This is a genomic window from Phaeobacter italicus, assembly GCF_019801785.1.
Classification (GTDB): domain Bacteria; phylum Pseudomonadota; class Alphaproteobacteria; order Rhodobacterales; family Rhodobacteraceae; genus Phaeobacter; species Phaeobacter italicus.
Genome location: NZ_JAHVIJ010000005.1, coordinates 165,629 through 187,923 on the forward strand (window position 1 = coordinate 165,629; position 22,295 = coordinate 187,923).

Here is a 22,295-nt window from a genome sequence, read left to right on the forward strand (position 1 = left end):
GCAAGCTGGAACGAAAAAAGGCCCGGCAGTGCCGGGCCTTAATAAGCGGGGATTGGCTGTTATCCCCGTCGGAAGAGAGCCTATTTGTCCTGTTTGGCGATGGCAAAGCGTTGCTGATCTGCTGGCGCTGGCGCAGGTTCGGGAGAACGGAAGCTGACCATGGTTGCACCGTTCTGGATGGCGCTGACCTTGCAGACGAGCGGCGTGCCGTTGCGCAGCTGGACATTGGCCCACCAAGGGGTGCGTCCATCGCCACCAGCAACGAAGTCACGGATCTCGCCCCATGCCGGCGTTGCTGCACACATGTTCTGCCAGACACGGCTGGAGTCCATAATGGTGACCTTGGCAAAGCTGGCGTCGGGATCCATCTGCCACAGTTCGTGATAGGCCGCGTTCGAGAATGTCATGCTGCCGTCGTTTGCGAAAACGGCGATGGCGTCGTCCATCTGGTCCATAATCGACTGCCCCATCTCCAGCTCGGACCGGAACTGACGCGTGAGGGTGATTTCGGCGGTGATGTCTTCAAAAAGGAAGGCGATTGCACCATCGGGGTGGGGACGGCCGGACACGGAATAGACAGACCCGGAAGGAAGCGACCATGTTTCCTGATAGCGCCCTTCGGATGCGGCCTCCAGCAGGTCGGCCATCTGATGGCGCCAGCTGGAATAGTTCTTTGGCTCGGGCATCATGCGCTGATCGCGCAGGCGGTCAAAGAAGGTCATCATATTCGGGCGCGAGCTGAGGAAATTCGCGGGCAGGGCGGTCAGGTCGATCAAAACCGGATTGAACAGCACCAGCTGACGATTGCGGTCAAAGATCGCAAGACCGATGGACAGCTGGGCGAATGTCTTTGCCAGTGTCTGAACAAAGTTGCGCTGCGCGATTTCGGCGTCGACCACGGCATTCACGTCAACAGCGTGACACAGCCAGCCGGATTCCGTTTCCGTGGTCGAAATATTGTACCAGAGTTTCTTTTTGCTGTCGGGCAGCGGAATAGAGATGCGCTCGGGTTTGCCGCTTGCCATCGGATCATCAAGATCGGTGAACAGGGGTTCCGAGAAATCGACGTTGCGGCCACGGATCTTCTGGCTCAAATCGTCATAGGCGAGGTTTGACCAGGTAACGGCACCATCGTCTGATTGCAGCCAGACGGGGTAGGGCGCCTGATGCACCGCAGAGCGCAACGTGGTCAGTTCCTGATCGTTAGAGTGGTTCTGCTCTTGGGTGTTGCTGCTGCGCAGCTGGACGCGCGTCACACCGTCGATCCATTCACACAGGGCTTCGCGGCTTTCTGCGTTTGCCGTGCCGGACAGAACCAGCGGCCCCACATCCTTCAGGAAGCCGGGAGACTGGGGAAGGCCGGGATAGCTGCGTGCGAGTTGGTCGCGCAGGTTGGCCCAGCTGAAATTTTCGGCCTGTTCGCCAATGAAGCGGCGTGCGCCAGAGGACCAGCCGATCAATGTGGTGTCATCAAACAGAAAGACGGCGTCCGATTGTCCGTCGCCTTGCAGCAGATCCTGTTCAAACCCTTTGGGTTTGGGATTGGGTGTCAGCCACCAGACAGCCGCAGCCGCGGTCGCCGCACAGAGTGTTGCCAGTACCAGCCAGTCGATCGAAAGGAGTTCCTGCATGATGTTCATAACCCGCTCGTGTGTCGCTCTCTTGGCCAGTTTGTCCCGATAATGGTTAAATGAAGTTTAATTGGTTTCCCAAAAGTGAATATCTAAATTTCTATACGTTTATTTTCCCCGATGGGAACGGCATTTTCGCCGGTGATCGCATCAATCTTGGACCGTGGCCATTTCACCCTAACAACTGCGCCTCTGCGTTCGGGGTCGCGCATGATGTTCTGGTTGGGGTCCGTGCCGTTGGTAAAGCTCAGCTGGGCGCCGCTGCGTTCCAGAAGGGTCTTTGCAATGAACAGACCAAGGCCCATGCCTTCGTATTCAGGGCGCTGTTTGCGGTCGCTGTCGCTGCGCCGTCGCCGCACGAACGGATCCCCGATGCGCCCCAAAAGATGCGAGGGATAGCCGCGCCCGTCGTCGCTGATGATGAGGGTGATGGTATCGTCGTTCCATGTCGCATCTATCCAGACCGTGCTGCGGGCAAAATCTACCGCGTTCTGCACGAGATTGCGCAGCCCATGAATGATCTCGGGTTGGCGCAGGATGGTCGGATGCAGCGGATTGCCGTCCTTTGCCGGGCCTTCTTCGAATAGGACGGTTTTGCCGCGATACATATGAGGCTCTGCAGCCTCATTTATGACGGTGGACAACGGGGCCTGCCGCAGATGCAGGTCATCCTTTCCGGCACGGCCCATGCTTCGCAGGATATCGCGGCAGCGATCCGCCTGTTCGCGGATCAGCGCCGCATCCTCCTTCAGATCGGGCCGATCATCCAGTTCATCGATCAACTCTGCACTGGCCAGTTTAATGGTCGCCAAGGGCGTTCCCAGTTCATGCGCCGCTGCGGCCACCACGCCACCCAGGTCGGTGAGTTTCTGTTCACGCGAGAGCGCCATCTGGGTCGCGGCAAGCGCATCGGACATGGATCTGATTTCCGCGCTGATCCGATAGGAGTAGGCGCCAATAAACAGAACGGCGATGACGATGGCAGTCCAATTTCCAAACACAAAGATATCCGGCACCCGCAACATGAAACCTTGCGAGGTGCGCAGTGGCAGGTGGAATTCAGCCAGCAGCGTAACCAGGATGATCGCTGTCGCGCCGATGATCAGCGTGGATCGCAGCCGCATCATAGAGGCAGAGATCGTCACCGGCCCCAAAACCAGGAGCGCAAACGGATTGTTGAGCCCGCCGGTGAGGTAAAGAAGGAAGTTCAGCTGCAGCAGGTCAAAGAGAACCATGAGAAAATTCTCGAACTCTGACAGGCGTTTGTTTTGGGGAAACAGGATGATGGCGATTAGATTGCCCAGAACGGAAATGCCGATGGCGATGTAGCACAACACCAGTTCCAGCTGCAGATTGTACAGGCGCTGGGCCACGGTGATTGCGGTGATCTGCCCGACAATGGCAACCCAACGCAGCAGGATAAGGGTGCGCAGGCGGATCCAGTGGCTTCGTTCCTGACCGCTCAGCAAATTGATGTTTGTCGGGCTCATGTCCTACTCCGCTGCTGGTCTTACCATGACCGTTTTGGGCGGTCCTGTCATCTGCCGGGCTGTCACAGCTTACCCCGCGCCACAAGCGGGAATGTTGCCGACCAATTGAGGCTGGAAAGCGCAGTTACACAGACATTTGATCTGCATCGCCCGGCAAGAGGCAGACGTGAATTTTCCTGCGTTTTCCGACCTCTCTGCAAGAGGCATATGTCGTATGTACCTTTCCTGCGCTGTTTTGTCCGTCTGGCATTTGGTCAATGGACTGGGGTAGCAGATGCATCGACAGCGTCAGACCAGCCACGTTGGACAAGTGCGATTGCATCCCCTCAGATTGCTGATAGGTCTGGCGCAGAACGCAGTTCGCAATACCGATTGATGCCCTTAGAAAAGGTGTGCCCGATGAACCCGATTATCCCAGCCGCTGCCGCTGCCGCAGTCGCCGTTGCCGCCACCCTTGGGGCAACCTGGTTCGTGACGCGGGGCGGGTCAGACAGCGATGCATTTGCACAGTGCCGCAGCAGCCAGATTGCGGGCGGCGCGGACACGATTGGCGGACCTTTTGAACTTCTGAATGCGAAGGGCGAGACCGTTACCGACAAGGATGTGATCACCAAGCCGTCTCTGGTATATTTTGGCTATACCTTCTGCCCGGATGTCTGCCCGCTGGATGTGTCACGCAACGCGGAAACCATCGACGTGCTGGATGAGCGTGGCTACGACGTGACGCCGGTCTTTATTTCTGTAGATCCGGCGCGAGACACACCAGAGGTGGTTGGGGATTTTGCCGCCAACCTGCACGAACGGATGATCGGCCTGACCGGATCCGACGAACAGGTGCGTGCGGCGAGCAAGGCCTACAAGACATATTTCAAACGTCACGAAGATGACGGTGACTACTATCTCGTGGATCATTCGACCTTCACCTATCTGGTGCTGCCAGAGCAGGGGTTTGTTGAGTTTTTCCGCCGAGACGAGACACCGGAACAGGTTGCCGACAAGGTTGGCTGCTTTGTCGACAACATCTGAGTGCCCTGAAGATTTGACGTTTCCCTGCCGAGACGTAATATCTTCTTTAACCTGAAGTCAGTGCAGGAGACCGACAGAATGGGCGAAGCTGCTTTGCAGGAGATTGGACCGGACAAAACACTGTTGCTGGTCGATGATGATGAGCCCTTTCTGCGGCGGTTGGCAAAGGCGATGGAAAAACGTGGTTTCGAAGTGGAAACCGCCGGCTCCGTTGCCGCAGGCAGCGCTATTGCAACGGCACGTCCACCGGCCTTTGCTGTTGTTGATCTCCGGCTTGAGGATGGCAACGGGCTGGATGTTGTCGAAATCCTGCGAGAGCGGCGCCCGGATAGCCGTGTTGTCGTTCTGACCGGCTATGGCGCCATCGCAACCGCTGTGGCAGCGGTGAAAATCGGAGCGACAGATTACCTGTCCAAGCCTGCGGATGCCCAGGACATCATGAATGCCCTTCTCGCCAATGAGGAAGAGCTGCCGCCACCACCGGAAAACCCGATGAGCGCGGACCGGGTGCGTTGGGAACATATTCAGCGTGTTTACGAACTGTGTGACCGCAATGTTTCAGAAACGGCCCGGCGCCTGAACATGCACCGCCGGACGTTGCAGCGCATCCTGGCCAAACGCAGCCCAAAGTAGTCCGCCGTGCGCGCACCTTGCGGCGGCTCTGCGCCTGATATCGATCCAACTGGTCCTGACAGCCAGCCGCTGCCACAAGGCGGCTGGTCTGAGGAAATCGTGACCCTTGCTGATGCGATTGCGGTTCCACCCACAGACAGTGCCTTGGTGCAAAAGGCAGGTCTGCTCTATTCAGATGGCAGTTATTGCGCACATGGAGCGCTGTGGCGCAAACACCGGCCGATCACCATCGCGCCGGATGTGCCGGACAGCATCAACCAAACTCTGACAGGACGGTGGCTATGGGGCGGGGTGCTTTGGGCGCATTTTGGCCATTTCCTCGTGGAAAGCAGTGCGCGCCTTTGGGCTCTGGCACATCTGAAATCGCAGGTCGACGGCGTTCTGTTCATCCCGAAACGGCCTGACGTCGGCGAGGAAACCCGCGGGTTTCAGCGAGAGTTTCTGCGCCTGATGGCGGGTGATCTGCCAATGCGCGCTGTTGCTGAACCGACGCGGGTGGAGGAACTGGTCGTTCCCGGGCAGGGGTTTGGCCTGGGCAAGATCACCGCTGGGACACCGCGCTTTCGCAATGCGATCCATAGCCGATTTGCACGAGAAATCCGCCCGGATGGCCCCGAAAAAATCTATATCTCCCGCTCGCGGTTGGGTTTGCGAAAGGGCGGTCTTTTGGGAGAGGAGCAGCTGGAGGCGCTTCTGGTGGGCGAAGGCTATGAGATCTACCACCCGCAGGAGCATTCGTTGTCAGACCAGCTGGCACGCTACAAGGCCGTAAAATACGTTGTCGCCGCTGACGGGTCTGCGTTGCATCTATTTGCGATGGTGGGACGCCCGGATCAGAAAGTTGCGATGGTCTTGCGACGCCAATCCGGAGCAAACAACCTTCTGGCGGCCAATGTGGCCAGCTTTTGCAAGAACCAGCCGCTTGTGATTGGAGGTCTGCGAACCGAGTGGGTGCCAGTCAGCAAGCCCAAGTCCAGCAGGCTCAGCTTTGGTGAATTGAACCATTCGGTTATCGGAAAGGCCCTGACAGAGGCGGGTTTCGTCCAAAACGGCATGGAATGGCCCACGCTGAGCGAAGAAGATCGCGCCCAAATCCTTGCTGACAAGGGCCTGACAGGCCGCAACGCATTCATCGAGTCACCGGAATTCAAGAAAAAGCGTGTTCGTGCGATGCGCCAGGCCCGCAGGGCCGAGCGTGAAGCGCGCCAAAACGTGGACTAGGACAGGGTCAGAGCTGGGCCAGCAGCTCTTCATGGCGGGCAACAAAATCCTGTCTGACCTCTACGGGCGGACGCAGATGGATGCTCAATCCGTCGATGATGTCTGGGTTTGGTTTGCCAAATAGCCTGTTTGCCTCGGTCACTGAAAAGCCGGCAATTTGCGTGGCTTCCATCCACGCACTGACCTTATCGGCCTTCTTGATCTGCGCCTTTACCGTTTTCGGAAGCGCCGCTGGCAGCCCAAAGCGGATGTGAATCGCTGCGGTCAATCGTTGATCCAGTTCGCCGTATCCGGCGCCAACGGCATTTTTGACCGGCGAAATCATATCCCCGATCACATATTCCGGCGCATCATGCAGCAGGGCCGCGAGCTGCCAGGCGACAGGCGCTTTGGGCTGCATACGGGTGAACAGCGTTTCCACCAACAGGGAGTGTTCTGCCACCGAGTAGGCAAAGTCCCCCTTGGTTTGCCCGTTCCAGCGCGCCACGAACGCAAGCCCATGCGCAATGTCGTCGATTTCCACATCGACGGGGGTCGGGTCTAGCAGATCCAAACGACGACCAGAGAGCATCCGTTGCCATGCGCGAGGGGGGGTGGGGGGCATGATCTGTCCCTTTCTGTCACGATCACCTTGTGAGTAGCGGACCAGAGAAGGTGGTGCAATCTCAGGATCTGAACAGGCAGGTTGAGCGGCCAAATATCGGGCAAGCACACGATTGGACCACGAACAGTTGAGAGGGGTTTATTTGAAAAACACCGGCTCTGACCCCATATTTATATAGACGACAGGGGCTCTTGCCCCAATTTGGCAAGCCTCTTTCGTGGCACTTGGCACATACGAAAGGAGTTCGCCATGTTTAAACGTCTTGTCTCAGTTTCGCTCATCTTTGGAATGCTCGCGACTGCGCCGCCTGCTGTGGCCTCTGCCTGCACTCCCCGTGATGATCTGATCGAACGGTTGCAGTCGTCCTATGCCGAGCGTTTGACCGCCGGAGGGCTGCAGGCCAGTCGCCCCGTATCCACTGTGATCGAATTCTGGGCGTCTGATACGACCGGAACCTTTACGGTTCTGGTTTCCCATCCCAACGGGCTCAGTTGTGTGGTGGCATCGGGCACCGGCTTTTTCCAGGTGATGGAAGAGGCCAAAGATCCGGGCACACCCAGCTGATTTTGGTCCCCCCGAAACCGTTGGGGGTCGGGGCGCGCGGCGGCAAGTCGCTGCGCCCCGGCTTTCATCTGGGGCATCTTCGTTGCTTATAAACCATTGCAGTGCTACCTCGTGCGGTAAGTGAACATGAAACCTGAATGGAGCAAGCAATGCCCGGTGATTACATCGTCAAGGATATTGCGCTGGCCAGCTTTGGCCGCAAAGAACTCGACATCGCTGAAACGGAAATGCCGGGCCTGATGGCGCTGCGCGAAGAGTACGGTGAAAGCAAGCCGCTGAAAGGCTCGCGCATCGTTGGTTCGCTGCACATGACCATCCAGACCGCGGTTCTGATCGAAACCCTCGTGGCGCTGGGCGCGGACGTGCGTTGGGCATCCTGCAACATCTTCTCCACCCAGGATCACGCTGCGGCGGCGATTGCTGAAGCGGGTATTCCGGTCTTTGCGATCAAGGGCCAGAGCCTGGAAGAGCACTGGGACTATCTTGATCGCTCCTTCCAGTTCCCGGAAGGCGCAAACATGATCCTGGACGATGGCGGCGATGCGACCCTTTATGTGCTGCTTGGTGCCCGCGCCGAGGCAGGCGAAGACATCATTCCCGTTCCTCAGTCCGAGGAAGAAGCGGTCATCAAGGCCCAGATCAAAAAGCGGATGGAACAATCCCCGGGTTGGTTCACCAAAACCCGCGATGCGATCAAAGGCGTATCCGAGGAAACAACCACTGGCGTTCATCGCCTTTACGAACTGGTCAAAGAAGGTCAGCTGCCCTTCCCCGCGATCAACGTGAATGATTCCGTCACCAAGTCGAAGTTCGACAACAAATACGGCTGCAAGGAATCCCTGGTTGACGGTATCCGCCGCGCAACAGACGTGATGATGGCCGGTAAGGTTGCGGTTGTCTGCGGTTATGGTGACGTCGGCAAAGGCTCTGCTGCTTCGCTGCGCGGCGCTGGTGCCCGTGTGAAAGTCACCGAAGCCGACCCGATCTGCGCTCTGCAGGCGGCAATGGACGGTTTTGAGGTCGTGGTGCTGGAGGATGAAGTCGCCTCTGCGGACATCTTCATCACCACCACCGGCAACAAGGACGTGATCCGCATCGAGCATATGCGCGAGATGAAGAACATGGCCATCGTTGGCAACATTGGCCACTTTGACAACGAAATTCAGGTGGCGAACCTCAAGAACCACAAGTGGACCAACATCAAGGACCAGGTGGACATGATCGAGATGCCGTCCGGCAACAAGATCATCCTGCTGTCTGAGGGCCGTCTGCTGAACCTTGGCAACGCCACTGGTCATCCGTCGTTTGTGATGTCTGCGTCTTTCACCAACCAGGTTCTCGCCCAGATCGAGCTGTGGACCCGCGGGGAAGAGTACAAGAACGACGTCTATATCCTGCCCAAGCATCTGGATGAGAAGGTGGCCCGCCTGCACCTTGACCGCATCGGCGTGAAACTGACCCAGCTGAGCCCGGAGCAGGCCGCCTATATCGGCGTCACTCCCGAAGGCCCGTTCAAGCCAGAGCACTACCGCTACTGATCGAATTGCCCTGACAGGCGATTTGGAAATTCCGAACACCCCGCACGTCGTGTGGGGTGTTTGCTTATGTAATTGATATCAAACTGACATATTTTCTGTGCGATGCGCGCCAAACGCTGTGCACGTAGAAAATGTTCCGAGAAAAAAGCGACGAAAAACTTGGAACGTTCGGCTCTCGGGTGTCGTTTCTCTGCCGTACATCAAATGATGAAATGATGGAGAAAACGAATGACCGATCTGAAAGCCAAAACCCGTATTCTCGCTGGTGTGACTGCTGCTGCCCTGATGGCTGGTGCAGGCGCTGCTCAAGCAACTTCGGTGCCGCGTGGTGAGTACAAGGCCCAAGGCGAAGTCGAAACCGTCGGCGGCCAAAATGAAACTGGCAGCGCGTCCATCGATACTACAACCGGCACCACCGTGCCGCGTGGCGAATACAAGGTCGACAGCGGTGTTGAAACCGTGAATGACCAGACCCCGGCCTTTGGCGACGAGAACGTGAACGATACAGCTGAAGCGGCAACAACCGTCCCGCGTGGTGAATACAACAAATCAGATGCTGCTGGCGACAAAATGCCACCGAAATCCGAACTGACTGTGGCCGATCTTGTCGGCACCAATGTTCTGGGTGCCACCGGCAAAGATGTCGGCGAGATCGACTATGTGATCGAACAGGATGGTGAAATTGCAGGCGTTATCGGCGTGGGTGGTTTCCTTGGCCTGAACGAGTATACGGTAGCTGTTCCGCTGTCCGACATGGAATTTACCCGGAATGGTCAGCTGCAGTTGGACGCTCGCACAGAAGCCTCGCTGCGCTCTATGCCAGAGATCGAAGAAGATGCGATCATCCCGCTGTCTGACAACCTGATCGTCGGCGACCAAGTATAACTCGCCAGTGATTTACGATGACTTTGGCGCCCTCATTCGAGGGCGCCTTTGTCTTTTGTGGCGTTGGTTTTCGATGCTTTGATGGCTGGAAATGATCCGACTGTGGTGAAATTCCCAGTTCACTTGTGCGTTCCAGCGGTTAAGCTGCCAGCAATAAACAGGTTCGGGCATTGATATCCGGGCCGATTTAATGAGTTCCACGACGTAGAATGGGAGAGAGACTTTGGGTAAACGCGACGACCTGATCGAACAATACGCAAGCGATCTGAAGAACAAATGCGGCATGGATCCAGACATGGATCTGCTGACAAAGGTGACGATTGGTTGTGGTCCGGCAATTTATGATGCGGATGCTTCTACCGTGGCGTCGAGCCAGGAAAGCGAGCTTGAAACCGTCAAGAACAACTTTCTGATCAAGAAACTGGGTCTTGCAGATGGTCCGGAGCTGATGGAAGCGATCAACTCTGTGGTTGAAACCTACGGCAAGTCCGAGCGCAACAAATACCGCGCGGTGGTTTACTACATGCTGACCAAGCATTTCGGAAAAGAATCCGTCTACGGCTAAGCCGCCGACGAGAGCAGATCCAAACCCGCTGGTTTCTCTGGCGGGTTTTTTCGTTGGTTCACGATGATCGGCCCAATCTGCATTTGTCTTTGATTTTACAGGTATTGGCTTTGCGGAATCATTACGGTCCGGCCTAATGTGGTCTTACCGGTCAGGATGGCCAGGATCATAGATTTCGAACACGTGTGGTGGAAGTGGAGCACGTGGGGTGAAAGGGAAGATCCTGCCATTTGGGCATGGTCTTCCCTTTTTTATTTTTGCGATCGCATCTGCCCAGAAGCGCTGTTCAGAACAGCGTCAGTACCAAGCCGATCGCTGCACAGGCCAGTGTTGCATAGCCCCCGTCGATCAGTGACAGGCGCAAGGGGCGCGCGGCGTAAAGATTGTTGATCATGATCCAGGGGCTGATGAAAAACAGACCAATTCCCAGCCCGCCAATCAGCCCGCCGCCCAATGTGTCGATGCCGGAGAGCGCAAAAACATGTCGCATCATTCCCGCGACAACCAACTGCAGAACAAAGGTGCCGGCATATAGCAGTGGATTCTGGGCATTGATGGGTTTACCGCTCTCGTCGCGCGGGACTTTCGCAGCTTGCATCCAAGGTTCGGCCAAGAGCCCGTACCAGACGGCGCCAAGCGCAAAGCCGGCAACAGCAGCTGCCAGAACATTCAGGATTTCCATTTGACCCTCCCAAGGTACAGGTTCCCTTGCAAGAGCTTGGAGGACACCGATGGGGTGGGTCAATCCGGATCAGGTTATTCCGGGTCGGTGTTGCCCAGGGCGCAGACGATTTTCCATTCCTCAGCCGTCACCGGTTGCACCGACAGACGCGAGCTTTTGACCAGGGCCATATCGCTTAGTCGGGGATCTGCCTTGATCTGTTCCAGCGTGACAGGCGTGACAAAGCTGCGGATCGCTTTGATGTCCACGCATTCCCAGCGCTCGTCATCGGTTGAGCTGTCGGGGTGGCTCTCCGCGCAGATTTCAACGATGCCGACCACGGATTTTTCCTTTTGCGAATGGTAGAAGAATCCGCGATCGCCCAGTTTCATGTCCCGCATGAAGTTGCGGGCCTGATAATTTCTTACGCCGTCCCATTCCTCGCCCGCATCACCTTTGGCTTGCTGGTCATCCCAGCTCCAAGTTGAAGGCTCGGATTTGAACAGCCAATATGCCATCAGCCGACGACCTTTTTCCAAGTGATCAGTTCAACCGCTTCAAACAGCCCAGCTTTTGCGTAGGGGTCGTTGTCGGCCCAGGCTTGCCCTGCTGCCATGTCCTCGACGTCCAGAATGATCAGCGATCCAACCATGCCACCGTCCTGATCCAAAAGAGGACCAGCCTGGGCAACGCAGCCAGTGGTTTCGATATAGGCCAGATGTGCAGCGCGGTTGTCCATGCGGGTTTGAAGATGGTCGGGTTTGTCCCGCGCAATCAGAGCGATCAGCATATCATTCCTCTTTCAATGGTCGTGAGAGCAGTTGAGCCGCGGCATCGGCAATGGTCAAGCGTTGATCCAGCAGCGCAACCACGATTGCGGTAATCGGCATATCAAGTTTCCGAGATTGGGCCTCTTCATGAACCGCGCGGGCCGTTGCAGCGCCTTCGACCGTAACCGAGGGGTCAAAAGGTTCTGCGCGGCCAATCGACAGGCCGAGACGGTAGTTCCGAGACAATTCGGAACTGCATGTCAGGGTAAGATCCCCAAACCCGGAAAGACCGGCCATTGTCTCGGCGCGTGCACCACAGGCAATCGCCATCCGCTGCATTTCGGCATAGCCGCGTGTCATGAGCGCTGCACGCGCGCTATCGCCAAGCCCGGCGCCAATGACAGCGCCACAGGCAATCGCCATCACATTTTTCAACGCCCCGCCGAGTTCGGCCCCGATGGTGTCGGTCGTTCGATACAGGCGAAGATTGGAGGTCGTCAGTTGCTGTTGCAGCACCTTGCCCTGTGCTTCGTCCTGGCAGGCCAATGTCAGCGCAGTTGGCAAGCCAATCGCGATATCGGCAGCAAAGCTGGGCCCGGTCAACAGGGCAGAGGTCGACTGTGGCAGGCACTCGCGGAGGACCGCGATTGGGCCCAGGCCACTGTTCAGTTCGATACCTTTGCAGCAGGCGACAATCGTGCGTTCGCGCAAAAGATCGGCATTCTCTGATACCACCTGCCGCAGTTTCTGCATCGGTACGGCCAGCAAAACCACGTCAGCCTGCGTTGCCCGGTCCAATTCGGCAGTTACTGTCAGGGCATCTGGCAAAACTGCACCCGGCAGGCGTCTGGAGTTTTCGCGACTGTTTTGCATGTCGCGGGCATGATCTGCGTCGCGCGCCCACATCGTGACAGGGCCCTCATTGGCCAGCGAGATCGCCAATGCGGTGCCAAAAGCGCCAGAACCAAGAACTGCGACGCTCATGCTTTGGCACCTTTTTTACCGCTGCCCAACATGGCTGGGCTTGATTGATCGAGCGGCCAGCGCGGCCGCGCAGATAGGTCCATGCCATCACGGGCGCCGATCTCGAACCGTTCAATACCGGCATAGGCAATCATCGCAGCGTTATCGGTGCAAAGCGCCAGTGGGGGGGCGGTAAATTCTGCCCCCGCTTCGGCGCATACCGTCTCTAACGCGGCGCGAATGGCAGTATTTGCAGCAACACCACCTGCAACAGCGACGGTCGGACAGGCCGGATTTTCCGCCATGTAGATACGCAGCGCACGGCGGGTCTTTTCGGATAGGACATCGGCGACAGCCGCTTGAAACCCGGCGCAGAGATCAGCACGATCCTGACGGGTCAATCCGCCCTTTTCCGCGACGATCTGGTCGCGCATCCGCATCAGTGCCGTTTTCAGGCCCGAGAATGACAGGTTGCAATCCGGCCTGTCCAAGAGAGGACGAGGAAAGCGGTATCTGCGCGGATCGCCGTTCTCTGCTTCTGCCTGAACCGATGGCCCACCTGGCTGGGGCAGACCCAGCAGCCGGGCGGTTTTGTCAAAGGCTTCGCCGGGGGCATCGTCGATGGTTCCGCCCAAACGGGTAAAGTCTTCGGGGCCGCGAACAATGAGATATTGGCAGTGGCCGCCGGAAACCAGCAGCATGAGATAGGGGTAGGTGACGCCGTCGGTCAGCCTGGGTGTCAGGGCGTGGCCTGCAAGGTGGTTCACACCAACAAGCGGCAGGCCGGTTGCCGCCGCGATCCCCTTGGCACACATGACGCCAGATATTACGCCACCAATCAGACCTGGGCCTGCGGTCACTGCGACAGCATCAAGGTCTGCAAGCGTCACTTCAGCTGCATCAAGTGCATCGCGCACGCAATGGTCCAATTTCTCGGCGTGGGCGCGGGCGGCGATTTCCGGCACCACACCTCCGTAGGCGCTATGCAGGTCAGTCTGGCCAAATACTATGGACGACATCACCGTTGCCGATCCGTCCATTTCGCGACGTACCACAGCGGCGGCAGTGTCATCGCAGCTGCTTTCCAGTCCCAGAATGGTGAGGCGTTGTGTCATGGCGTTACCGTTGCATCATTGTCGTGCCGGGGCTACCACCTAAGTCAGTGGCGAACAATCCCGAGGGGCGAGAGATGGTCGGCCTGCTGATGACACGGCCCCAGATGGCGGCACGGCGATTCGTTGAAGAACTGGACCCTGCCACGCGGGCCAAGGTCACGCCGATCTTTGCGCCATTGATCGAACCGCGGCCCGTTGCTCATGATCTGGGGGATCCATTTTCCAGGGATGTGATCTTTTCCTCTGCCAATGCGGTTGCCTTTGCGCCAAGGCCCGCCGATCCATCGCAGCGCGCCTATTGCGTTGGTGCCCGCACAACCTCGGCCGCAGCCCAGATCGGGTGGATGGCCAATTGCGCGGGCCAGGATGCGGATGGGTTGGTTGCCAACCTGATTGAGCGTCGCCCTGACCGGCCTTTGGTCCATCTGCGGGGTGTTCACAGCCGAGGTTTCATAGCGCAGCGGCTGCGGGATGCGGGTGTTTCCTGCACTGAGACAGTGATTTATGACCAGCCTGCCCTAGGTTACGAGGCAGACACAGAACGGGCGATGGATGCGCAAGATGTGATGATCGTGCCGCTTTTTTCACCGCGGACCGCTGCGCAATTCGTCAAATTGGCACCATATCGCGCGGAACTCTGCCTACTGGCCCTGAGTGATGCCGTCGCGGAACCATTGAAACGCTTGAATTGCAAAGACTTGCAGATATGTAAGGCTCCAACTGGAGAGCAGATGCACATACTGGTCCGTGATGCCGCAGCCCGTCTGGCGCGGGTTGAGGGTGGACCATCGGCACAGTAAGTTTGATGCCGAGTTGATGTATTGAGATTTTTTGAAGAATCGAGGGGGGCGTCGGCGTGGCTGACAAGAAGCAATCCGAAGAGACGAAGGTGGATATTGCCGATACGTCTGTTGCGGAGACGGACACCGAGACCAAGGCAACAGACACCCTGACGGAGCCTGTTGACGCCGAGACCGCAGAAGCGAAGCCGGAGCAGTCCGGGGATTCACCTGACCCGGAACAGGACGTGCAGGTCGAGACCGATGCATCAGCGGACCCCGAAGTTGTCGCTGAGGCGGATCAACCCGTTGCCGATGAACAGCATGATGAAGCTACCGTTCCTGAACAAACGGCGGAGCCATCATACGCTGAACCCCCGGCACCTGAACCGCAGCAGGTTATTGAGCGACGCGGCGGATTTGGGGCTGCCTTGTTGGGTGGTGTCGTAGCCGCGGGCCTTGGGTTCGTTGCAGGGCAAACAAATGTACTCAATGAATTCCTGCCTCCCTCCTGGCGCTCTGCTCCCGGTTTGGATGCAGCGCAGCTTGAGAGTGTCGAGCAAGAGCTGAATGCGAAAATAGCTGAGCTCGAGGCGCGGCTTTCCGAAACAACTGCCCCGTCACTGGATCCGATTGAGACGCAGCTAAATGCGCTGACGCAGGAATTGGATGCGCTCCGCTCGGCTGGTACCTCGTCTGGGACGGCTGACGTGACCGATGCGCTCGACCTTCTTGCGCAACGTGTCGATGCGTTGGAAAGCCGCCCCATCACAGATGCAGCGAGCCCTGAAGCGGTCGCCGCCTTTGAGGCGGAGCTGGCAAAGCTGCAGGACAATCTGGCAGCGCAAAGCGCAGAGATCGAACAAAAACTGGCAGAGGCCAGCGAAATGGAAATCGCCAGCGCCGAAGCTGCGCGTCTGGCCAGTGCGCAGACTGTCGTGGCACGTTTGCGGGGCGCGATTGATGCAGGCGCGAGCTATGCGGGACTGCTGGACGAACTGACCGCGCTGGGCGTTGATGTCCCCGATGCGCTGGCTGGATCTGCCGAGGGTGGCGTCAGCACGCTATCGAGCCTCAGAGACAGTTTTGCCCCTGCGGCGCGCGATGCGTTGGCCGTTGCGCGGGACGAAACCAAAGGCACTGGCGGGTTGGCCGCCTATGTCCGCCGCCAGCTTGGTGCCCGATCAGTCGAGCCGCGCGATGGCGAGGATCCGGATGCTGTCCTGTCCCGCGCCGAAGCAGCGGTTCACGCAGGCAACCTGCAAGGTGCCCTGGACGAGCTGTCCACCCTGCCGGAGGCTGCACGGGCGCCGCTGGCAGATTGGGAGGCTGCGGCACGCGCGCGCCTGTCTGCCATTGCCGCCGTCAATGAATTGGCCACAAGCCTGACCGCCAAATAAGGAAGCCGCCATGCTCTGGTCATTGTTGAAGATCCTCGTTTTCGTCGCAATTGTTGCGGTTCTCGCGTTTGGTGCCTCTCTGCTGACAGAGACCGCCGGCGGTGTGCAGATTACAGTTGCAGGCACCGAATACACCCTGAGCGCATTGCAGTCGGTGATTGCGCTTGCTGTGCTGGTGTTTGCTGTCTGGCTTGGGTTCAAGGTGCTGTCGTTGCTTATTGCCACGCTGCGCTTTTTGAACGGGGATGAAACGGCCCTGTCGCGCTATTGGGACAAGGGGCGCGAGCGGAAAGGCTATCAGGCCCTGTCTGATGGCATGATGGCGCTTGCCTCTGGTGAGGGGCGTCTTGCGATGGCCAAAGCCGCCCGCGCAGAGAAATACCTGAACAACCCGGAACTGACAGACCTGTTGACTGCGCAGGCTGCTGAAATGGCCGGAGATACGAAAAAGGCCGCTGAAGCCTACAAGCGTCTTGTCAGCAATCAGTCCACCCGCTTTGTCGGTGTGCGCGGGATCATGAAGCAGAAGCTGTCCGAAGGTGACACAGAGACCGCGCGCCAGCTGGCGGAAAAGGCTCTTGCCCTGCGTCCCAAGCACGTAGAAGTGCAGGATACACTGTTGACGCTACAGGCCCGGGCCCAGGATTGGGCGGGTGCGCGCAAGACGCTCACGACCAAACTCAAGACCGGAACTCTGCCGCGCGATGTGTACAAGCGGCGGGATGCGGTTCTGGCACTGTCCGCATCCAAGGCAATTGTCGAGGATGGAGCCACCGTTGAGCAGCAGGAGCAGGCCATCGAGGCCAATCGCCTGTCCCCTGATCTGGTCCCCGCTGCAGCCATGGCGGCCCGGACATACCTTTCTCGTGGCAAAAAACGCAACGCTATCCGGGTCCTGAAGAAGGCATGGGAGGCCCAGCCACACCCTGATCTGGCACAGGCCTTTGCGGAGGTAGAGCCGGGCGAGAGCGCGCAGGAGCGGGTCAAACGGTTTGTGCAGCTGTCGCGGTTGGCGCCACAGCATGATGAAACACGCCTGATCATGGCAGAGCTGAACATCGTTGCCGAAGATTTCCCCGAGGCCCGTCGGGCGCTGGGAGATTTGGTAGAGCGCGCACCGGATGCGCGGGCGCTGACGTTGATGGCGGCAATCGAAAAGGGCGAAGGTGCACCAGATGCGGTCATCCAGGGGTGGCTCACTCGTGCCCTCAGTGCACCGCGCGGGCCACAGTGGGTTTGTGACAAATGCAATCACATCCATGCCGACTGGGCGCCGGTCTGTGAAAACTGCGCAAGTTTCGACACCCTTAGCTGGACCCGTCCAGAAGCCCCTCATGTGATGGGCCCGCAGGTGCTCCCGTTGCTGACTGGCAAGCCGCAGGCAGACGAGGCACATGGGGCCGATATCGCCGATGTCGAACTGTTGGAAGATGATCAGATTGACGCTGAAGATGGTTCCGCAACCGCATCAGAGGATGCGGAATTGAAGGACGCAAAATAGATCTTTTCCGTGCGGCGCGTGAATGCTAAAGCGCGCCGCACAAGACTTCGGGCAGTTTTATCGCCTCAGGTCGCCGCTGTAGCTCAGCTGGTAGAGCACGTCATTCGTAATGATGGGGTCGGGGGTTCGAGTCCCTTCAGCGGCACCACTCTTCTCCGAAAACCGCGACTTAAGGAATTTGACTGCATCCCCGCAGTCAGAGGGCGGACAATTGGCCCGCTTTCATCCTGACAAAACTCATGGAAATATGGGCGCGCTGCATCAATGCGGCGGCATGTAGATCTCCGATTTGCAGCGCTCCAATGACGTCTTTCAGCTCTCGGTGAAAGATCTCCATCTCTGCCGCCAGATCCAGACGAGAGGCAAAGACCGACTGCAACCAGAACCGTGCTGTGCGGTAATACAGCCGTTCTGCGGTGTCGCGTAGCGGTTGGTTGTCTGTCAGCAGAAGTGTGGTTCTGAAGAAATCAGTCAACAGCTGCGCAAATGCGCGGGGGTCCTGGTCCTGCAACCCATCCAGCGATCGATCCGCGAGCCGGTGGAACGTACCGATGATTTCGTCGAGATCCTGTTTCGGTGACAGCTGGCCAAGAAGCCCTGCCAATTCCATGCGGAGCTGAAACGTCTGCTCCAGCTCCTCCAGGGATACTTCCGTCACAAACGTACCTGCCCCATGCACGGATTGCAGCAGGCCCTCGTCTTCGAGACGGCCGAGAACACGGCGGAGCGGTGTGCGGCTGATTCCAAACTCCTCTGCGAGGGCAACCTCGGATAGCCGCGTGCCAGGCGCATAGTCCAGCAGGCAGATCCGGTCGCGTATTTCGCCGTGGATCCACTCGAACCGGTCCTTTGCAGACAAGTCGGCGGCTGCCGTGAGTTGGGTGGGGGTGTTCAGAGTCATTCTGTCCTGCGAATTGGTGTCATGTCAGTCTTTGCGCCAGCTGCTCCAACAGATCAAGGCAGAGCGAAAGTTGCGAGTGGGTGATAAACTCATCCGGTTTGTGGGCCTGCGCGATGGATCCGGGCCCGCAGACCACGACATCCATCCCAAGGGCCTGATAGATGCCTGCCTCAGTGCCGAAGGGAACAGTAGAGGCGCCATTCTGTCCAGTGATTGCGAGAAGGGTGTCACGCAATGGATTTTGCGTCATCGCGTTCAGCCCGTCCACTTCCGCCAGTGCGGTGGTCACGATATCAGCCTGCGGACATACCGCCCGCATTTCGGGCAGCAGTTCCTCTTCGCACAGGGTTTGCAGCGTTTGTTTCACATGGAGCGCATCGACCCGCTGAACCGGGCGCATTTCCCAATCGATCTGGGCTGTGCCGGGGATCACATTATGCGCCTGACCGCCGGTCAGGGCGCCCGTATTGATTGTGGTCCAGGGTGGATCAAATGGGCTGTCTGGGGGGCATGCCGATTTCAGCTGCTGTTTCAGCCTTACCAGAGCGCTGACAAAGCGCGCAGCGTATTCAGCGGCGTTCACACCCAGGTCGGGCATGGATCCGTGACCCTCTAGCCCGCTGATGATGGTCGTGTATTCAAAACACCCTTTGTGAGCAACAATCACCTGCATTTCCGTCGGCTCGCCAATGAGCGCCTGTGCGGGCCGGATTGGCCGGCTTTCCAAAATGCGGGCGAGGTGCTGTGCGCCAAAACAGCCGATTTCCTCGTCATAGGTGATGGCATAGTGGATCGGCCGCTTGAGCGGGAGATCAGCGAAATGGGGCGCCATTGCCAGCGTCGCCGCCAGAAACCCCTTCATGTCGCATGTTCCGCGCCCATACAGTGCGTCATTGCGCGCCAGCAGGGTAAAGGGGTCGCTCTGCCAGATCTGATCGGTGACAGGCACCACGTCGCTGTGGGCAGACAGCATCAAACCACCGGGTCGGTCGGGGCCGATGGTGGCAAGGAGATTGGCCTTGTGCCCGCTCTCATCCGGCAGGATTTCCACCCGTGCGCCTGCGGCCTCCAATTGTTCGGCAACATAGGCAATGCAGGCCCGGTTGCTGTCGCAGGACACGGTGGGAAACCCCACAAGCTGGGCAAGAATTTCCTCGGTGCGGGCGAGCCGCTGCATCAGTCTGCGTCCTTCACGAACAATTTGCGATCTATCTGCGATAGTGCCTCTGCAGGGCCGCTGTCCCGGATCAGGATGGTTTCGGTGGTTTCCAGACCCCAGTTGTCCATCCAGAGGCCGGGCATGAAGTGAAATGTCATGCCAGGGCGTAGTTCGCTGTTGTCTTCTTCGCGGATGGAAATGGTCCGCTCTCCCCAGTCTGGCGGATAGCTGAGCCCGATTGGGTAGCCACAGCGCCCATTGCGATCGATGCCGTTCTTTTTCAGTTCTGCATGCAGGGCGCGCGCGATATCACCGGCGGTATTGCCTGCGCGTGCGGCCTCGATCCCGGCGGCCAACCCGTCCTCCAGCGCCTGGGCTGCGTGCAGCATGTCCTTTGGCGCGGGGCCTAGATGGACGGTCCGGCACAGGGGGGCGTGATAGCGGCGATAGCAGCCGGAAAGTTCAAAGAATGTTGCCTCCTCCATCTGCATCTCGCGACCGTCCCACGTCAGATGCGCCGCTGTGGCGTCCTGACCGGAAGGGGTGAGTGGAACAATCGCCGGGTAATCCCCCCAATCCCCGCCAGTGCCATAGATGCCCGCCTGCATGATATCGCCAACCAGTTCATTCTTGCGTTGACCGGGGGCCGCGCGATCGATGGCAAGCTGCATGATATGATCGGAAATCCGGGCGGCCTTGCGGATAAAGACCTTCTCTTCGTCGGATTTGACAGCGCGCTGCCAGTTCACCAGCGCGGTTGCATCAATGAGAGGTGCCTTGGGCATGGCGTTGGTCAGAACGGCATGGGCCTTGGCTGAGTAATAGTAGTTTTCCATCTCGACCCCGATGCGCGGGCGGGCAGACCCCTGTCGATCCGCGAGTGCCAGCAAATGCTGGGCAAGATCCTGCATCGGGTGGCGCGTGGTCGATTGGACGTAGCTGTCGTCATAGCCGATGATCTCGCTTTCCTGCATCCACACGGTACGGCGGGCGCCAAAGGAATCCATCCGCCGCCCCCACCAGATCGGGTCACCTTCCTGCGGGAGGATGACGCCCTGATGAACGTAAAAGGACCATCCGTCATAGCCCGTCAGCCATGCCTGATTGGAAGGGTCCGTGACAAAAAGGATATCCAGATCGAGCGCCTGCATGGCGGCCCGTGTTTTGGTTAGGCGTCGGTCGTATTCCTGTCTGGAAAAGGGGAGGTCGATGGCTGACATGGAAGGGCTCTTTTTCACTGATTCTTTGAATTTGTACACAAATCGGAATTGATCTGGCAATTCCTATCGGGGTTTGGTGAGTTATTCCCAGTTATTCCCAGTTATTCCCAGTTATTCTCGGAAAAATGCTTGACGGAATGCATTTCGTTTGACTGGTTGTGTACAAAATATGGATCCACGCCTTGGGTCCGCAGATATGAGGACCGAATATGCTGACCAATGATCATCTTGATGCCTGGGATCGCGATTGCTTTTTTCATCCCTCCACCCATCTTGCGCAGCACGCGCGTGGTGAAAGTGCGAACCGGGTGATCCGGACGGCCAGTGGGGTTCACATCGAAGACCGGGATGGAACCCAGCTTCTGGACGCTTTTGCAGGGCTTTACTGCGTCAATGTCGGATATGGCCGTCAGGAAATTGCCGATGCCATCGCGGAACAAGCACGGGAACTGGCCTATTACCATTCCTATGTCGGCCATGGGACAGAGGCGTCGATCACGCTGGCAAAGATGATTCTGGATCGGTCGCCGTCCCATATGTCCAAGGTGTATTTTGGACTTGGCGGTTCTGATGCGAATGAAACCAACATCAAGTTGGTCTGGTATTACAACAACATCCTTGGGCGTCCGCAGAAAAAGAAAATCATCTCTCGCTGGCGCGGTTATCACGGTTCAGGCCTGATGACAGGTTCACTGACCGGGTTGGAGCTGTTCCACAAGAAATTCGATCTGCCCCTGGCGCAGGTCGTGCATACGGATGCGCCCTACTACTTCCGTCGGGAGGATACCAACCAGTCGGAAGCGGAGTTTGTGGCGCAATGCGTTGCCTCGCTTGAGGCTCTGATCAAGGCGGAAGGCGCCGATACCATCGCGGCCTTCATCGGTGAACCGGTGTTGGGAACAGGTGGTATCGTGCCGCCACCTGCGGGCTATTGGGATGCGATCCAGGCCGTTCTCAAGAAGCATGATATCCTGCTGATCGCGGATGAGGTTGTCACCGGCTTTGGCAGGCTTGGCAGTATGTTTGGCTCGGACCACTACGGTATGAAGCCCGATATCATCACCATCGCCAAGGGGCTGACCTCGGCCTATGCGCCGCTGTCAGGATCTATCGTGTCTGATCGGATGTGGAAGGTGCTGGAGCAGGGCACCGACGAGAATGGCCCGATTGGTCACGGCTGGACCTATTCGGCGCATCCCATCGGGGCTGCCGCAGGGGTGGCCAATCTGGAGCTGATCGACAAGCTGGGACTGGTCGAGAACGCCGGAACCGTCGGTGCCTACCTGCAAGAGGGGCTGCGTGCGGCATTGGGGTCGCATGCACATGTGGGTGACATCCGCGGTGAGGGCATGCTGGCTGCTGTCGAATTCGTGGAAGACCGCGATGACCGCCGACTGTTTGATCCCGCCCGCAAGATCGGACCGCAAGTGGCCGCAGCCCTGTTAGAGCAGGACCGGGTCATCGCCCGCGCGATGCCTCAGGGGGATATTCTGGGGTTTGCGCCGCCCTTCTGCCTGACCAGACAAGATGCGGACCAGATTGTTGCAGCCACTCAGCGTGCGGTTGAAACCGTTCTGGGCTGATCCCCGATGCATTGACGTTCCGTCAGTGTGGACAGGCGATCCAATTGCGGCGCTCATCTTTGCTGTGGGGTCAATGATCCTGCGCA

The 22,295-nt window shown here is 58.2% G+C and carries 22 protein-coding genes and 1 tRNA gene; 12 read left to right on the forward strand and 11 right to left on the reverse strand.

Annotation, left to right across the window (positions count from 1 at the left end; genetic code table 11):
* Positions 1 to 80 precede the first annotated feature (80 nt).
* Together KUV39_RS13445 and regB are read right to left on the reverse strand one after the other, a co-directional pair.
* Positions 81 to 1,631, reverse strand: a complete 1,551-nt coding sequence (locus KUV39_RS13445) for a PAS-domain containing protein (RefSeq protein ID WP_222460137.1) — start codon at positions 1,629 to 1,631, stop codon at positions 81 to 83.
* 92 nt (positions 1,632 to 1,723) lie between these two features.
* Positions 1,724 to 3,121, reverse strand: a complete 1,398-nt coding sequence (regB, locus tag KUV39_RS13450; protein ID WP_008558935.1) for a sensor histidine kinase RegB — start codon at positions 3,119 to 3,121, stop codon at positions 1,724 to 1,726.
* A gap of 399 nt (positions 3,122 to 3,520) precedes the next feature.
* On the opposite strand from regB, the gene KUV39_RS13455 reads away from it, so the two are divergent.
* The 3 genes from KUV39_RS13455 to KUV39_RS13465 all read left to right on the forward strand — a co-directional run bounded on the left by KUV39_RS13455 (position 3,521) and on the right by KUV39_RS13465 (position 6,001).
* Entirely contained in the window at positions 3,521 to 4,147 is a 627-nt protein-coding gene (locus tag KUV39_RS13455) for an SCO family protein (RefSeq protein ID WP_222460004.1), read from the forward strand.
* 78 nt (positions 4,148 to 4,225) lie between these two features.
* Positions 4,226 to 4,780 carry an ActR/PrrA/RegA family redox response regulator transcription factor gene (locus tag KUV39_RS13460; protein ID WP_008561662.1) on the forward strand — a complete coding sequence of 185 codons (555 nt, stop codon included), beginning with the start codon at positions 4,226 to 4,228 and terminating at the stop codon, positions 4,778 to 4,780.
* A 6-nt stretch (positions 4,781 to 4,786) separates the two neighbouring features.
* On the forward strand, positions 4,787 to 6,001 hold the full coding sequence (locus tag KUV39_RS13465) for a glycosyltransferase family 61 protein (RefSeq protein ID WP_222460005.1): 1,215 nt from the start codon (positions 4,787 to 4,789) through the stop codon (positions 5,999 to 6,001).
* 7 nt (positions 6,002 to 6,008) lie between these two features.
* On the opposite strand, the gene KUV39_RS13470 is transcribed toward KUV39_RS13465, so the two are convergent.
* Entirely contained in the window at positions 6,009 to 6,605 is a 597-nt protein-coding gene (locus tag KUV39_RS13470) for an HD domain-containing protein (RefSeq protein WP_050674275.1), read from the reverse strand.
* A 249-nt stretch (positions 6,606 to 6,854) separates the two neighbouring features.
* Here KUV39_RS13470 and KUV39_RS13475 point away from each other — a divergent pair, with 249 nt between their 5' ends.
* The 4 genes from KUV39_RS13475 to KUV39_RS13490 all read left to right on the forward strand — a co-directional run bounded on the left by KUV39_RS13475 (position 6,855) and on the right by KUV39_RS13490 (position 10,157).
* Positions 6,855 to 7,169, forward strand: a complete 315-nt coding sequence (locus tag KUV39_RS13475) for a hypothetical protein (protein ID WP_046211439.1) — start codon at positions 6,855 to 6,857, stop codon at positions 7,167 to 7,169.
* A gap of 149 nt (positions 7,170 to 7,318) precedes the next feature.
* On the forward strand, positions 7,319 to 8,707 hold the full coding sequence (ahcY, locus tag KUV39_RS13480) for an adenosylhomocysteinase (protein ID WP_222460006.1): 1,389 nt from the start codon (positions 7,319 to 7,321) through the stop codon (positions 8,705 to 8,707).
* Between the two features lie 228 nt (positions 8,708 to 8,935).
* Entirely contained in the window at positions 8,936 to 9,592 is a 657-nt protein-coding gene (locus KUV39_RS13485; protein WP_046211438.1) for a PRC-barrel domain-containing protein, read from the forward strand.
* Between the two features lie 223 nt (positions 9,593 to 9,815).
* The gene (locus KUV39_RS13490) at positions 9,816 to 10,157 is read left to right on the forward strand and encodes a DUF2853 family protein (protein WP_008560250.1); all 342 of its coding nucleotides are present in this window, start codon (positions 9,816 to 9,818) and stop codon (positions 10,155 to 10,157) included.
* 286 nt (positions 10,158 to 10,443) lie between these two features.
* Here the strand turns inward: KUV39_RS13490 and KUV39_RS13495 are convergent, their stop codons facing one another.
* The 5 genes from KUV39_RS13495 to tsaD form a co-directional block, all read right to left on the reverse strand.
* Complete coding sequence (locus KUV39_RS13495) at positions 10,444 to 10,839, reverse strand: DUF1761 domain-containing protein (RefSeq protein ID WP_050674272.1); 396 nt, start codon at positions 10,837 to 10,839, stop codon at positions 10,444 to 10,446.
* A gap of 74 nt (positions 10,840 to 10,913) precedes the next feature.
* Positions 10,914 to 11,336 carry an EVE domain-containing protein gene (locus KUV39_RS13500; RefSeq protein WP_037302616.1) on the reverse strand — a complete coding sequence of 141 codons (423 nt, stop codon included), beginning with the start codon at positions 11,334 to 11,336 and terminating at the stop codon, positions 10,914 to 10,916.
* Entirely contained in the window at positions 11,336 to 11,608 is a 273-nt protein-coding gene (locus KUV39_RS13505; RefSeq protein ID WP_222460007.1) for a YciI family protein, read from the reverse strand. The genes KUV39_RS13500 and KUV39_RS13505 overlap by 1 nt, the downstream gene beginning before the upstream one ends.
* Before the next feature lies 1 nt (position 11,609).
* Complete coding sequence (locus tag KUV39_RS13510; RefSeq protein WP_222460008.1) at positions 11,610 to 12,572, reverse strand: NAD(P)H-dependent glycerol-3-phosphate dehydrogenase; 963 nt, start codon at positions 12,570 to 12,572, stop codon at positions 11,610 to 11,612.
* Positions 12,569 to 13,666 (reverse strand): tRNA (adenosine(37)-N6)-threonylcarbamoyltransferase complex transferase subunit TsaD, encoded by a 1,098-nt coding sequence (gene tsaD / locus KUV39_RS13515; RefSeq protein ID WP_222460009.1) that lies wholly within the window; start codon positions 13,664 to 13,666, stop codon positions 12,569 to 12,571. Before tsaD ends, KUV39_RS13510 begins: the two co-directional genes overlap by 4 nt.
* A 74-nt stretch (positions 13,667 to 13,740) precedes the next feature.
* Here tsaD and KUV39_RS13520 point away from each other — a divergent pair, with 74 nt between their 5' ends.
* From KUV39_RS13520 to KUV39_RS13535, 4 genes are all read left to right on the forward strand, one after another.
* Positions 13,741 to 14,466 (forward strand): uroporphyrinogen-III synthase, encoded by a 726-nt coding sequence (locus KUV39_RS13520; protein WP_222460010.1) that lies wholly within the window; start codon positions 13,741 to 13,743, stop codon positions 14,464 to 14,466.
* Positions 14,467 to 14,522: 56 nt separating this feature from the next.
* Complete coding sequence (locus KUV39_RS13525; RefSeq protein ID WP_222460011.1) at positions 14,523 to 15,845, forward strand: COG4223 family protein; 1,323 nt, start codon at positions 14,523 to 14,525, stop codon at positions 15,843 to 15,845.
* Between the two features lie 10 nt (positions 15,846 to 15,855).
* A complete protein-coding gene (locus KUV39_RS13530) occupies positions 15,856 to 17,346 on the forward strand; it encodes a heme biosynthesis protein HemY (protein WP_222460012.1) in 1,491 nt (496 codons plus the stop codon).
* A gap of 72 nt (positions 17,347 to 17,418) precedes the next feature.
* Positions 17,419 to 17,494 (forward strand) — tRNA-Thr (locus KUV39_RS13535).
* 48 nt (positions 17,495 to 17,542) lie between these two features.
* Here the strand turns inward: KUV39_RS13535 and KUV39_RS13540 are convergent.
* From KUV39_RS13540 to KUV39_RS13550, 3 genes are read right to left on the reverse strand one after another with little or no spacing between them, the layout of a single operon-like run.
* Positions 17,543 to 18,247 carry a GntR family transcriptional regulator gene (locus tag KUV39_RS13540; RefSeq protein WP_008559745.1) on the reverse strand — a complete coding sequence of 235 codons (705 nt, stop codon included), beginning with the start codon at positions 18,245 to 18,247 and terminating at the stop codon, positions 17,543 to 17,545.
* A gap of 19 nt (positions 18,248 to 18,266) precedes the next feature.
* A complete protein-coding gene (argE, locus tag KUV39_RS13545; RefSeq protein WP_222460013.1) occupies positions 18,267 to 19,424 on the reverse strand; it encodes an acetylornithine deacetylase in 1,158 nt (385 codons plus the stop codon).
* Positions 19,424 to 20,626 (reverse strand): M24 family metallopeptidase, encoded by a 1,203-nt coding sequence (locus tag KUV39_RS13550; protein WP_222460014.1) that lies wholly within the window; start codon positions 20,624 to 20,626, stop codon positions 19,424 to 19,426. The genes argE and KUV39_RS13550 overlap by 1 nt, the downstream gene beginning before the upstream one ends.
* 209 nt (positions 20,627 to 20,835) lie before the next feature.
* Between KUV39_RS13550 and KUV39_RS13555 the strand changes: the two genes are divergently transcribed.
* On the forward strand, positions 20,836 to 22,209 hold the full coding sequence (locus KUV39_RS13555; protein WP_222460015.1) for an aspartate aminotransferase family protein: 1,374 nt from the start codon (positions 20,836 to 20,838) through the stop codon (positions 22,207 to 22,209).
* Positions 22,210 to 22,295: the final 86 nt, after the last annotated feature.